At 64.7% G+C, this 11,916-nt stretch carries 10 protein-coding genes and 2 pseudogenes; 2 read left to right on the forward strand and 10 right to left on the reverse strand.

What is annotated here, in order from left to right:
* Positions 1–3: 3 nt before the first annotated feature.
* Positions 4–234: a hypothetical protein gene (locus JWP60_RS03630; RefSeq protein WP_299786471.1), complete on the forward strand. Its 231-nt coding sequence runs from the start codon at positions 4–6 to the stop codon at positions 232–234.
* Positions 235–646: 412 nt separating this feature from the next.
* Here JWP60_RS03630 and JWP60_RS03635 read toward each other — a convergent pair whose 3' ends face one another.
* From JWP60_RS03635 to JWP60_RS03660, 6 genes are all read right to left on the reverse strand, one after another.
* On the reverse strand, positions 647–958 hold the full coding sequence (locus JWP60_RS03635) for a type II toxin-antitoxin system RelE/ParE family toxin (RefSeq protein ID WP_299786473.1): 312 nt from the start codon (positions 956–958) through the stop codon (positions 647–649).
* On the reverse strand, positions 955–1,248 hold the full coding sequence (locus JWP60_RS03640; protein WP_299786475.1) for a YlcI/YnfO family protein: 294 nt from the start codon (positions 1,246–1,248) through the stop codon (positions 955–957). Before JWP60_RS03640 ends, JWP60_RS03635 begins: the two co-directional genes overlap by 4 nt.
* A 332-nt stretch (positions 1,249–1,580) precedes the next feature.
* Positions 1,581–2,207: a zinc-binding dehydrogenase gene (locus tag JWP60_RS03645; RefSeq protein ID WP_299786477.1), complete on the reverse strand. Its 627-nt coding sequence runs from the start codon at positions 2,205–2,207 to the stop codon at positions 1,581–1,583.
* Positions 2,208–2,212: 5 nt separating this feature from the next.
* Positions 2,213–2,719: a hypothetical protein gene (locus tag JWP60_RS03650; RefSeq protein WP_299786479.1), complete on the reverse strand. Its 507-nt coding sequence runs from the start codon at positions 2,717–2,719 to the stop codon at positions 2,213–2,215.
* Between the two features lie 90 nt (positions 2,720–2,809).
* The gene (locus JWP60_RS03655) at positions 2,810–3,361 is read right to left on the reverse strand and encodes an ester cyclase (RefSeq protein ID WP_299786481.1); all 552 of its coding nucleotides are present in this window, start codon (positions 3,359–3,361) and stop codon (positions 2,810–2,812) included.
* Between the two features lie 26 nt (positions 3,362–3,387).
* Positions 3,388–3,843: an NAD(P)-binding domain-containing protein gene (locus JWP60_RS03660; RefSeq protein WP_363320821.1), complete on the reverse strand. Its 456-nt coding sequence runs from the start codon at positions 3,841–3,843 to the stop codon at positions 3,388–3,390.
* Positions 3,844–3,936: 93 nt separating this feature from the next.
* On the opposite strand from JWP60_RS03660, the gene JWP60_RS03665 reads away from it, so the two are divergent.
* The gene (locus JWP60_RS03665; RefSeq protein ID WP_299786485.1) at positions 3,937–4,836 is read left to right on the forward strand and encodes a LysR family transcriptional regulator; all 900 of its coding nucleotides are present in this window, start codon (positions 3,937–3,939) and stop codon (positions 4,834–4,836) included.
* A gap of 389 nt (positions 4,837–5,225) precedes the next feature.
* Here JWP60_RS03665 and JWP60_RS03670 read toward each other — a convergent pair whose 3' ends face one another.
* The 4 genes and pseudogenes from JWP60_RS03670 to JWP60_RS03680 form a co-directional block, all read right to left on the reverse strand.
* On the reverse strand, positions 5,226–11,132 hold the full coding sequence (locus tag JWP60_RS03670) for an AAA family ATPase (protein ID WP_299786487.1): 5,907 nt from the start codon (positions 11,130–11,132) through the stop codon (positions 5,226–5,228).
* Positions 11,133–11,217: 85 nt separating this feature from the next.
* Entirely contained in the window at positions 11,218–11,319 is a 102-nt protein-coding gene (locus JWP60_RS26735) for a catalase-related domain-containing protein (RefSeq protein WP_363320822.1), read from the reverse strand.
* A 29-nt stretch (positions 11,320–11,348) separates the two neighbouring features.
* A pseudogene (locus JWP60_RS03675) lies at positions 11,349–11,609 on the reverse strand (catalase); the annotation flags it as partial.
* A 112-nt stretch (positions 11,610–11,721) separates the two neighbouring features.
* A pseudogene (locus tag JWP60_RS03680) lies at positions 11,722–11,916 on the reverse strand (phosphohydrolase); the annotation flags it as partial.

The raw sequence follows: 11,916 nt of genomic DNA on the forward strand, positions 1-11,916 counted from the left end.
GCGTTGCTCGAACTGCTCGAGGAACTCAGGCTGCCGGTTGGCGAGTACGCATCCCTCAGGAAGTTCGTCCCGTCCGATTGCTCCGATCACTCAGATCGCCTGATCCCGGACGGCTACCTGCTCAATCCGTTCACCGAAGCCGCCGCGCGCGCGGCGATGCGTGGTCAGCGCGAGCGAAATTGGCCACCTCGCCCCGTGCCGAGCTGCGGCGAGGGTCGCCGTGGATGCCCTTGAAAAGCTGCAAATGGAGTTCGCCGTTGCGCTGCCGTGCCCAGCAACCTGGTCACAGGTACTGCTGCTTGTTCGGTACCTGGCTGAGGCCTCCGGTCACGGCGAGCTCCGCGCGCATGCCGCGGATGGGCACGCCGACAAGCGGTTTTCCGTACCTTTTCCGTACCACCAAGCAAAACGCCACCCGAAGGTGGCGCAAGTGCTTGATTTTGATGGTGGGTGATGCAGGGTTTGAACCTGCGACCCCTGCCGTGTGAAGGCTTGTGACAGGCAAAACGCATGCACGCTTTCACTGTGAGGCGCTAGCTGCTGCTCGCCCAAAACGGGCACTGATCGCCAGCAGATTACACCGGAATTACACCCGAAGCGCGCGCACTCCGCCGGTCCTCGTTCACGCATCCCGGTCTCCGGCCAGTCACCGATAGTCGTCCTCGCGCTGGTGCCGAACCGCGAGGACGACAACCTCCTCTTCGCTCAGGACGCGAAAGAGCGCGACGTAGCCGGCCTTGCCGAAGGGAATCACCAATTCCCGCTCGAAGGGGTCTTCGCTCACCCTGCGACAAGTGAAGGGGTTGCGTTCAAGAACCCCGAATTCGGTCAGGATTGCATCGACCGCCCGAAGCGGCAGATCGAAATCTCCCGACTCCATTGCAGCGCGCTCGAGGAACTCCTCCAGGCGCTGCAGATCGTCCCTAGCTTCCCGTGTCAGCAGGACCTTGTAAGTCACGGCGAGTTGACCGCCCTCCTCCGCTTGAGGGCCTTCATACGACTCTGAAGCCTGCTGCGCATGCCCTCAAGAACGTCAGAGGCAGGGTAAAACTCCCCTTCACGCCGAGCTCGCGCCAATGATGCCCGCCCGCGCGCCAAGAACACCTCCTGAGACTTGCGCGCCCGTGCAGCCTCGACGGCGGCCTTCTCGATGAACTGGGACAGACTCTCGCCCTCCCTGAGGCAGCTTTCGATCTCCTCGCGAACGGCAAGCTCGACACGTACGGGCGGCAGTTGTGACGACTTCATGGCGGCAGTGTATAGCAACTGCTATGCACCCACTCGCGGAAGACGGCTCATGGCTGACTGCGAGGACACGTGCCTACGACCCGCGCTCGACTCCAGGTAAATGGCCGGGCCTGGTCCACGTCGCGCCGGTCCCGGAGCGTATCGAAAAGAAGCCGCTACCGCGCACCAGTGCTGGCGGTGGGCGCTGCGGGATGCCTGGTACTGTCAGAAGTACCGCCATCCGGAGAAGCTGGGCCGACTGGCTCGGCCTTCCCTCTTCCGTCTCGGCTACCTCACATCGTCGCCATGGTTTGCTGCACGTCCTGGATGGTGCTTGTCTCGTTCAGGCGAGACTACCGCTTCCCTTGCGGAACCAGCAATACACGCCCGCTGACTCCGCCCTGCTCCAGTAAACCGTGCGCCTCGGCTGCGCGATCGAGCGGAATCCTCCTGAATTGCGGAGGGCGGATAGCGCCTGTCTCAAGCCAGGTCGATAGCGATTGAACCGAAGCTCGAAGACCCGCGCCGTCGAGCGTTTCTGTCGAGTAGCCGGTGAGCGCTATCGGACGAATCAACTGCCATGCGAGCATGGTTCCCTGGTGCTTGTCGGCGCCGTAGCGCTCGACGACGATGACCTCGTCGGCGCCAAGGCCTGTGACATGCGGTGCTTGCTCAGCCCGCGCGACGATCCCCGCCACGCTGGCACCCATGGCGCGCGCAACTGCAATTGCGGCGGAACCCACGCCGCCTGCGGCCCCGGTCACAAGCACCCGCTTGCCTTGCAGGGAGCCGAGCTGGCGCAGTCCCCCCATCGCCGTGACCCCGACGAGCCCCAATGCGGCCATCGCGAATGGATCGACCGCGGCTGGCACCAGCGCAAGCGCCTGCGAATCAACGGTCACGAATTCGGCGTACGCACCCGGTCGTTCCGCGCGAACTCCGCCCAGACCCTGCATGTGAACCGCGCGGGCAGCAACCATCGTCCTCACCCCTCTGCTTCGTTGGCCGTGAAAGCGATCGCGTCTCGCACCTCGATGCCGCCGAACCCGGTGTGGTGCATGAATTCCCGCAAGATCAACAAGCCGGCGCAAAGGGAAGCGTCCATCCGGAGTTCCCGCGACCACGCACCGCGCCTTACCGCAAGGGCCATTTGCTCGAAGCTAGCCTCCACCGCATCAAGCGAGGCGACGTTGCGCGCCCCGGACCCGGTACTGAGATTGACAAGTTCCCGCGCGCGCTCGCTGCACGCGACCAAAACCGCCCCGCGGGGCACCTTGATTGCGAGCGGCATCACGGCCTCCTCGATCAGCTCGATGGCGGTTTCGAGTTCTCCCTCGGTCGGAGGATCGCGCCGGAACAGGGCAGCCACAGCCGACGTGCCGATGGGCAAGGGGAAGGTGTCGGTCGAACCATCAGCAGCGACACGGATGCGCCCGGAGGACGCCACGAGCTCCAGCCAAACGACCGCTTTGCCTTTGCCTTGCGTTTTCATGGTACCGCCAGCTTCACCGTCCGAGATATTCCGGGGCTAAACACGCACCGACGGAAGACCTTTTAGGGCGTCCTCCGTTGGGGCGACAAGTTACTGACCCACGCCGATCTGCTTCATGAAATCCTTGTTGTCCCAGAACAGCCATTCGTGATCCATTGTCTTGCCGCTCCAGTGGCCGATGGTGGCCATGCTGAGGGCGAAACGCTGGCCGGTCGGCTGGATGAATTTACCTTCGCCGATGGGCATCGGCTTGGTGAAGGTTCCGGTCATCACGCCCGTCACGCCGGTGTACGTGCCCGAGCCGAAGCGGATCGGGTGCGTCTTGATGGTGATGTCGGGAGCGAACACGAAGAGCGCCTTCAGGTCGTCGATGTGCTTGTCGATCCCCTTGGTCTCATGGCCGTCGGGCCAGGTCACCACGATGTCTTTTGCGTGGCTCTCGTTCAGCCGCTCCCACTTCTGGTTGCTGAACACGTCGAAGTCCAGCGTGTCGAACTTGCGAAGGTTGCGCTCGACGCCGGGCGCCTGGCGCTCGTGCTTCGGCGCGGGCGTCGGGGGATTTTCAGCCAGCGTAGCGGCATGGGCGCCCAGCGTGGTGGCAGCGATGGCGGCTGCAGCGAGAATATTGCGTACATTGTTCATGATGACTTTCCAGTGAGGTCGATGATTTATTGGGCGGAGATCCAGCTCGGCGCGACCGACGTGCCCAGCCCGGCGCCGGGCACTGCCTTGGCGATCTGCTCTGCAGCCGACGTGTCGTGGCCGATCGTCAAGCCCATGTAGTCGGGCGTCAGCGGATTGGTGATGTCGATGACGACCTTGCCGCTCAGATCTCCAAGCGACTGCAGGGCCGCAGCGCCCTGTTCGTAAGGCGTGGCCAGGACGATGGCGTCGCTGCTCTTGGCCGCGGACTTGATGTCGACGAAGCCCACCCCGGGGTACTGGGCCGCGAGCGCGGTGGCCTTGGCGACATCCACGCCGGTGACGCTGACGCTGTGACCCGCCGCATGCAGTTGCCTGACGAATGCCGAGCCCATGTTGCCGGAGCCGATGACGGTGACTTTCATGATGAATCCTTTGTGTGGGGTGAGCCGATCGATCCATGCAACTCGTTGCTGCACCATGGAAAGCACTGTAGTAGTCGATGGAGGCAAGATAAACCGGGGCTTTCTTGATTTACTGTCTCGCCTGGCGAGTCAATCAAGGAGTGAAGTGCCATGGATCGCTTTCTCGAAATGCGCGTGTTCGCTGCTGTTGTGGATGCGGGCAGCTTTGTCAGGGCGGCGGACACGCTGGACTTGTCGAAGGCCGCTGTATCGCGCATCGTCGCGGACCTCGAAGCCCGGCTGGGGGTCCGTCTCATGCACCGCACGACGAGGCGTCAATCACTGACGGCCGAAGGAGAGGTGTTCCATGCGCGGGCCAAGGAGCTTGTTGCTGCTGTTGCCGAGGCGGAAGCCGAGATCACCGCGCGCAGCGGCCGGGCCGTCGGCACGCTCAAGGTGAGCGCGCCGGTAACCTTTGGCGTGCTGCATCTCGCGCCACTGTGGGCAGGCTTCATGGCGCAGAACCCCGATGTGGAACTCGAGGTCAACCTGTCGGACCGGATGGTCGATGTCGTCGAAGAAGGGATAGACATCGCGGTGCGGATCGCGCGACTGCGCAATTCATCCCTGGTCAGCCGCCAGCTTTCCTCGACCCGCCTCGTCCTTTGCGCTTCGAAGCGATACCTGCGCAAGCACGGTACGCCGCGACATCCGCAAGACCTCGCGCAACACGTGGTGCTGGCGTACAGCCTGCTGGCAATGGGCGACACATGGGAGTTCACCGGACCTGACGGGCCGGTTTCCGTGCGCGTCAAGCCGCGCTTGCACACCAACAGCGGCGAGACGTGCCGCGCGGTGGCATTGGGGCATGAGGGCATCATCCTGCAGCCAACGATCATGGTTCACGACGACTTGCGGTCCGGAGATCTCGTCGAGGTGCTGCCTCAATACCGGTCCGTGGAGTTTGGGATCTATGCCGTGTATCCCACGCGCAAGCACCTGCTGCCGAAAGTTCGCGCGCTCATCGATTACTTGTCCGGCTCATTCGCAAAGCAGTCGTGGGCCACCTGACCGGGGTTCACCACCACTGCCAAGCGCCTGACCGCTCCGGAGAACTGGTCGAGAAAGGCGCTGCGCCTGCGAACCAGATCGTGACGGACGGAAACGCTGCCGGCGGCGGACGCACACGGCTGCGTGCCATCGGAACATGGTGCGAGTCTAGGGCGCTCCTCGCCCGCGCAGCGGCGCCGATGACCTAAGTCACGGCGTCCCCCCGCGTGCGCTCGCTATCCTGAATTCGCAACGGCGATCGGCACGTGAACATGATGGCCTTCCAGCGCATCGCTGTCCTGGGCCTGGCGCTGGCCCTGGCGGGCTGTGCCAGTGCCCCGAAACCGGCGCAGGTCGCCGGCAGGTCGTGCGCCATGTTGGCGTACGGCTCGTCCGGAATCACGCACGGCTCACTCATGGTGGGCTCCTTTCGGCACGGTCTCCAGCAACGGCAGGTAGATGGCGAACGTGCTGCCGTGCTTGACCACGCTCTTGACGTCGATCACACCACCCCAGTCGACGACGATGGCGTAGACGATCGACAGCCCGAGACCCGTACCCCGGCCGGCGTCCTTCGTGGTGAAGAACGGCTCGAAGATGCGCGAGAGTGTCGCCTCGTCCATTCCGGAGCCACTGTCGTCCACGCTCAGGCAGACATGAGGGCCCCGCCTGAGCGTCCCGTGCGACAGCACGCGCCCGGCTGCGACGTCGGCGGCCTCCAGTGCAACGCGCAAGGTACCGCCTTCGCTCATGGCCTGGATCGCATTGCTGCACAGGTTCATGGCGATCTGGTGCAGCTGGGTGGCATCGCCCATCGCAACGACAGGTGCCCGCGGGATACTCACCTCGAGCCGGACGTTCGCCGGGAGCGCGGCCCCGACCAGCTCCAGCGTCTCGAGCAGCACGCCCACGATGTCGACGGGCGTGCGCTTGCCGCCCTGGCTGCGGCTGTAGGCGAGGATCTTCTCGACCAGGGCGCGACCCCGGTTCGCGGCATTCAGAACGTTCTGCGCATAGCGCCTGGATGGCGACCCCTCGGGCGTCTCCTGGGCGAGCATCTCACCATACGCGAGGATGCCGCTCAGCACGCTGTTGAAGTCGTGCGCAATGCCGCCGGCAAACCGACCGACCGCTTCCATTTTCTCGGCCTGGCGCAGTCGCTGCCCCAGTCGCTCACGCTCGGCCTCTGCGGCCTTGCGTTCGGTCAAGTCGAGGATGAATGCAACCCCTTCTTCGCTGGAATGCTCGAAGGCCGCGCCGGTAAGGAGAACCGCGACGCGCTCGCCGTCCTTGCGGATGAATTCCTTCTCGAAGGGCTGGAACGTCCCGGTCTGTGCCAATTCTTCAGCCGCGCGCGCGTTGGCGGCGTGATATTCCGGCGGCGTCATGGCGATCCAGTTGAGATCGCCTGACAGCAGTTCCTGCCGCGAGTAACCCATGCTCTGGAGGAATGCGTCGTTCGCCTCCGAGAGGCCGCCGGCAATGTTCCAGAAGCACACTCCGACGATGTTGGACTCGACGAGCCGCCGGATGCGCGATTCGCGCTCGCGAAGCGCCGCCTCGGCCTGCTTGCGCTCGCTCAGATCGACCACGAAGGAAACGCCTTGGCTGCCACCCTCTTCGAAGGTTGCCGCGCCGATGAGTACGGGCACGCGGCTACCGTCTTTCCGGAAGTACTCCTTTTCGAAGGCGGGCAAGCGCCCGGTCCTCTTGTTCTCTCGTACCGCCACTGCGTCGCGATCGCGCCAGTCCGCGGGCGTCAGCTCGGTCCAGCGTATGCGGCCCGCCAGGAGATCCTCTCGGTCGTACCCGATCATCTCAAGGAACGCGTCGTTGGCCTCCAGGACCCGGCCGTCGAAGTCCCAGATGAAGATGCCAATGATGTTGGCATCGACCAGGCGGCGGATTTTCGCTTCCCGTCCTGCGAGATCGCGGTACAAGTGGGTTTTCTCGAGCGACATCGCCGCCTGCGTGGCGAGCAGCTTGAGAACGCTGATCCGTGCCGGCGCGAAGACATGAGGGAGCAACTGGTTCTCGAGGTAGATCATGCCCAGGAGCGTGCCCTGACTGAGCAGCGGCAGGCAGAGAATCGAACGCGCATGCTGCTCACGGAAGTACGGATCGCCGGAAAACGGGCCCTGAACCGCCGCATCGTCGAGAACGACGCTTTCGTGCGAGTGCAAGACGTAGTGAAATACCGACTGCGGTAGTACCGCCGCAGTCACCGCCTGGTCGCGCAACCGCACGAGAATCGTGTTGCCGCTGGTCGTGGCTTCCGCCTGGATCCGCAGTGCATCACCTCGCGGAAGAATCAGCAGGCCGCGCTCGGCGCCCGCGTGCTCGATCGCGGTACGCATGAGGGTGTCGATCAGTTTCTCGAGGACGATCTCGCCCGACACTGCTTGCGAGACCTTGATGACGGTGGCGAGATCCAGTTGTTCGACCGGCGTGTCGATCGTGCTCGTGGAGCCGGGCGCTCGCTCTTCCTCCTTGAGGCAAGGAAGCAACGCGTCGAGTTGACGGACCTTGCCGGTGGCTCCCCAACGGAGATAGCCGTACCGGGCGTCGCGCAAATACACGTGCGCAATCTTCTCGAATCCACGTGCCGCGTAGAAGCGGGCGGCGAGCTCGTTGGCGAGTGCCTCGTTGTGCACGAAGTCATTTGCGCGGGCCGAGCGGATCGCTTCCTCGTAGAGGCGCATCGCGTCGAGGTCGCGGCACCCGATTCGCGCGATCTCGGCGCCCACCAGTGCCGCGCCATTCCCGAAATTCCCGGGGCAGTTCACCGCCCAGGCCTGGAGTTGCGCGTGATGCGCGGCCAGCGATTGCAGATGCTGTGGCCGCTCGCCGGCTGGCGCCGTATCCCACAGAGCGGCCCGGCACAGCCCGGCGTAGTAGTGGTAGGCGGCCGTCTCGGGAAGCAACGGCGATGTCCAAAGAAGGCGCTGTGCCATCGAAGCGGCGTGAATGGCCGCTGCATGGTCATCCGCAAGGAAGCGGGCCTGCAGTTTTCGTATCCAGTACCAGCACTCGGCGATGGCCAAAGCCGGCCTGTCGGCGAAATGAGCTTCGAACTGCAACTCGTCGAACGCGCCCTCGTCGAAACAGCCGAATTTCGGGGTCAGGCCGCGCAGGCACCGGATGAGTTCAAGCTGCGTGGTGATGATGTCGACGACCATGCCGAACCTGGCGTTCCGCGCAAAGGCCAGGCCATGTTCGGCTTCGCGTTGGACATCCTGGAGCGCGACACCTGCTGCGAGAAGGTTTGAGACAAGGTTGTTGCAACTGAGTGACGCGAAGGTCAGATTGCCGCTCCTGCTCGCGACCGTGAACGCTTCGCGCAGCAGATCGCGGCCGGCCCGGGGATGCTGGGTCCACTGCATGACCGTGGCTGCATAGATGTACGTCTCGGCCTGGAATCGCTTCAACCCGCGCCGCTCGACCAGTTCATAGCCCAGCTGGGCCAGTCGAATGACCGCCTGGTTCTCGCCAAAACGCGGCGCTGCGAGCATCGCGATCAGTGCAAACGCCACGCACGACCCGTCGGAGTTGCCTCGCTCCAGACTCAAACTGGCGGCCCTGCACAGGATGACGCAGACCAAGTCCGCACTGATGAAATTCGCGGGCGCGGAAAGCTTGGTCAAGACGTTCAGCGTTGCCAGCGCTGCCGGATCGCTCATCAGCGGCAGGTTGACGATTTCTTCGGGGGATCGGTGGCAGACCTGGGACCAGACCCGTTCGTATTCGCGCCGAGCGTCCTCTTCACCTGGATGCGCTGGCAGATCAAGACCGGCAACCCGCAGGTAGTCGAGCCCGACGGCGACCGCGTCTGCGCTCTGGTCGAGGGTGAGGTAGACGTCCACGCGCAGGCACGCGACGCTCGCCTGTTCGACTGGATTGGCGGAACGCGTTGAGAGCTCCGTCAGGCGCCTCTCCGCTTCCACCAGCGCGCAGGTGAGGAACTCGCATTCGGCCCGGTTCAGCTCCAGTGCGAAGGTGAGCTCGTGCTGGTGCTCCCACGCGTCTTCCGCGAGCAGCGCCGCCCCGGCGACGAGATAGCTGAGCGCCGAGGCGTGAGCCGTCGACGCCATCGCGCGCCTGCCCGCAAGCAGGTTGAGCCCGGCAAGGTGCTCGCGCTCGTCCGATGCGGTGACCAGCACGGCGCCGCGGTTGAGCTGGTTCACGATCTCGAAGACATGTTCCGCAAGCGCGTCCGGCGTCGTGCCCGCCAGCAGCACGCGGCCGATGCGCAGGTGCATCTCCGCACGGTCCTCGTCGGGGATCAGCGAATACGCTGCCTGCTGGATTCGATCGTGCAGGAATCTGTAGGCATGCTCGTGTCGGAACACGAGTCCGGCCTGTACCGCTTCCAGGAGCGCGGCGTCCGTCGCTTCCTCCGTTTCTCCGCGGACCAGGGCCAGCGTGACGATGTCGACGATATTGCCCAGGCACGCGAACTGTTTCAGGACTTCCTGGATGGTGGCGGACAGCCGCTGCAGCTTCGCGGCCATGAGCTCCACCACGTTATCGGTGTAGCTCCGGGCTCGGATGCGATGCATGTCCCACAGCCAGGCCCGTTTGACCGGATCGAACGTGAGCAGCCTGTCTTCGGCCAGGGCGGTCACGAACTGGATGGCGAAGAATGGATTGCCGCTGGTCTTTTCCTGCACCAGCTGCGCCAGAGGCTGCGCGTGCTCCGGCGCGCAGTGCAGCGCAGCGCAGGCGAGCCGGCCGACATCTTCGAGTCCGAGGGGCGCCAGCGTGATCTCATGCACCCTGGCTCCGGTTTTGCGGATAGCCTCCAGCATTTGCAGAAGCGGGTGCGCAGGGCCGACCTCGTTGTTCCGGTAGGCCCCGACCAGCAGCAGATGCCGCACCTCGGAATGCGTGACCACGTGCTCGAGCAGGGCCAGCGTCGCCAGATCGAGCCATTGCAAGTCATCAAGGAACAACGCGAGCGGGTGCTCCGGCCGTGCGAACGCGCCGATGAACCGCCGGAACACCATGTGGAACCGCGCCTGTGCATCTTGTGCAGGCAATTCCGCAACGGGCGGCTGTTTCCCGATGATGAACTCCACCTCGGGGATGAGGCCGACGACGAGTTGGCCGTTCGGACCCAGCGCCTCCGTCAGGGTCTGACGCCAGCGGTCCACCTCCGCTTCGCTCCTGGCGAGGATCTGGCGGACCAGCGTCTGGAAGGCCTGGGCCAGGCTCGCGTACGGGATGTCGCGCTGGTACTGGTCGAACTTGCCGGACGCGAACAGGCCACGCGGCAGGACAAGCACCTTGTGCAGTTCGTTCACCACGGAGGATTTGCCGACGCCGGAATATCCGGACACCAGCACGAGCTCCGGTGTGCCGTCGGCCACGACCCGGTCGAAGGCGGCGAGCAGGGCGTCGATCTCGCGCTCCCGCCCATACAGTTTCTCCGGGATGCGCAACCGGTCCGACACGTCGTGCGCACCCGGTTCGAACGCATCGATGCCCCCATGCGCCTCCCATTGCTCCAAGCACCAGCGAAGATCGCTCCCCAGGCCAGCGGCGGTCTGGTAGCGCTCTTCGGCGTTCTTGGCCAGCAGCTTCATGACGATGGCCGAGAGGGGGCCCGGGACCGCGGCGTGTTCGTCGGGGGGTGTGGGCTGGCGCGCGATATGGCAGTGCACCCACTCCAGGGGATCGGCGGCAGCAAACGGAAGGCGGCCGGTGAGCATCTGGTACAAGGTGACGCCCACGGAATAGAGATCGCTGCGCGCATCGATGGAGCGGTTCATCCGGCCGGTCTGCTCGGGCGCCATATAGGCGAGCGTGCCGGCAATGACCTCGGGCGGCGCGGGGGCCTGGCTCTCGTGCGGCAGCCGCGACGCGATCCCGAATCCGGTGAGCCACGCGTGGCCCTCGTCATCGACCAGGACGTTCGCGGGCTTGATGTCCTTGTGGATGAGACCGCATCCGTGGACCTGACCGAGCGCTGCCGTCAGGCCGATGGCGATGCGCAAGCAGCGAGTCAGCGCCAGCGGCTGCCCGTGGCCGCGATCGAGGACGAGGTCCAGGGGCTCGCCTCCCGGGTCATTGAAGACGAGCATCGCCCGCGCGCCGTGGCGGGTGAGCACCAATGGCCGGGCGGCCCACGCGGGGTCGAGGTCGGCGGCGAGCGAGAACTCATGCTCGAGGCGTTGCAGGCTCTGGGCCGACGGCTGCTCCGCGGCGAGAGCCACGGCGAGGAGCGGAAGGATATTGCCGTGCTGCCGGCCACGGTAAAGGGTGGATTCCGCGCCCTCGCGCAGTGTCTCCAGCACATACCCGGTAGCCGCCGTCATGAGGGCCCCCAGCTTGCTTTCAGCAAGACGAGTCCCATCATGCGCTCAACCGCGTCGCGGAGACAGATTTTCATGTTCTTCGGCGTCAGCCCTTCAGGGCGCGCGCCACGCCGTCGCCGTAGGCCGGATCGGCCGTTCTGCAGTTGGCGATGTGCCTTTCCTGGACCTGCCGGGAAGCCCCATTCATCGCGCGCGCCGTGTTGTCGAACAGCTGGGCGTCCGCTTGTCGATTTCGGAAAACATCGCCGCCTTGGTGTACTTCGTGATGTCGTGCGTCGTCGTGAAGGTGCCTTGCGCGCCCCAACCCTTCGCATGCATCCTGCGCTCGGGGATGACCTCGCGGTCGAAGTGCGCCAGCTTCTCGATCAGCCTGATGTCCTGCAGCAGGGCCGGGCCGCGGCGGCCGGCCGTCAGGATGTTCGTGTTGTCCGCAACCGGAGGGCCGGTTGCATTGGTGAAGCGTTCGGAGTACGACATCATGAATCGTCCTTTCGCAAATTCCTGCGCCAAGCCCGGCCCCTGGCGAGTACCTCGGCCTTCACTTGGGCGAGCTTCTCGCAGGCGGTTCATGGCCTTGCCGCCTGCACGCCTAGGCCTTCCAGCGCGAGCCGCGGATGACGCTGCAGAAGTTCATGCGCCGGAACTTTGGATCCCTGTCTGCGAGTACATCGGCATTCACATTGCCGAATGTCGTTTCGGGCTTGTGGCTGATGCCGTCGTAAAAGGCCTGGATGATGTCTTCCTTGAAGTGCTCGGTGCGCGGATACGCGCCGACGATCGCTTC

It is taken from the genome of Ramlibacter sp. (genome assembly GCF_028291745.1).
In the GTDB taxonomy this organism is placed as follows: Bacteria; Pseudomonadota; Gammaproteobacteria; order Burkholderiales; family Burkholderiaceae_C; genus Ramlibacter.

Excerpts from the sequence above, each read along its gene's own strand:
- JWP60_RS03640 (WP_299786475.1), bottom strand. The coding sequence starts at position 1,248 with ATGAAGTCGTCACAACTGCCGCCCGTACGTGTCGAGCTTGCCGTTCGC.
- JWP60_RS03645 (WP_299786477.1), bottom strand. The coding sequence starts at position 2,207 with ATGGTTGCTGCCCGCGCGGTTCACATGCAGGGTCTGGGCGGAGTTCGC.
- JWP60_RS03650 (WP_299786479.1), bottom strand. The coding sequence starts at position 2,719 with ATGAAAACGCAAGGCAAAGGCAAAGCGGTCGTTTGGCTGGAGCTCGTG.
- JWP60_RS03655 (WP_299786481.1), bottom strand. The coding sequence starts at position 3,361 with ATGAACAATGTACGCAATATTCTCGCTGCAGCCGCCATCGCTGCCACC.
- JWP60_RS03660 (WP_363320821.1), bottom strand. The coding sequence starts at position 3,843 with ATGGTGCAGCAACGAGTTGCATGGATCGATCGGCTCACCCCACACAAA.
- JWP60_RS03665 (WP_299786485.1), top strand. The coding sequence starts at position 3,937 with ATGGATCGCTTTCTCGAAATGCGCGTGTTCGCTGCTGTTGTGGATGCG.
- JWP60_RS03670 (WP_299786487.1), bottom strand. The coding sequence starts at position 11,132 with ATGACGGCGGCTACCGGGTATGTGCTGGAGACACTGCGCGAGGGCGCG.
- JWP60_RS26735 (WP_363320822.1), bottom strand. The coding sequence starts at position 11,319 with ATGAATGGGGCTTCCCGGCAGGTCCAGGAAAGGCACATCGCCAACTGC.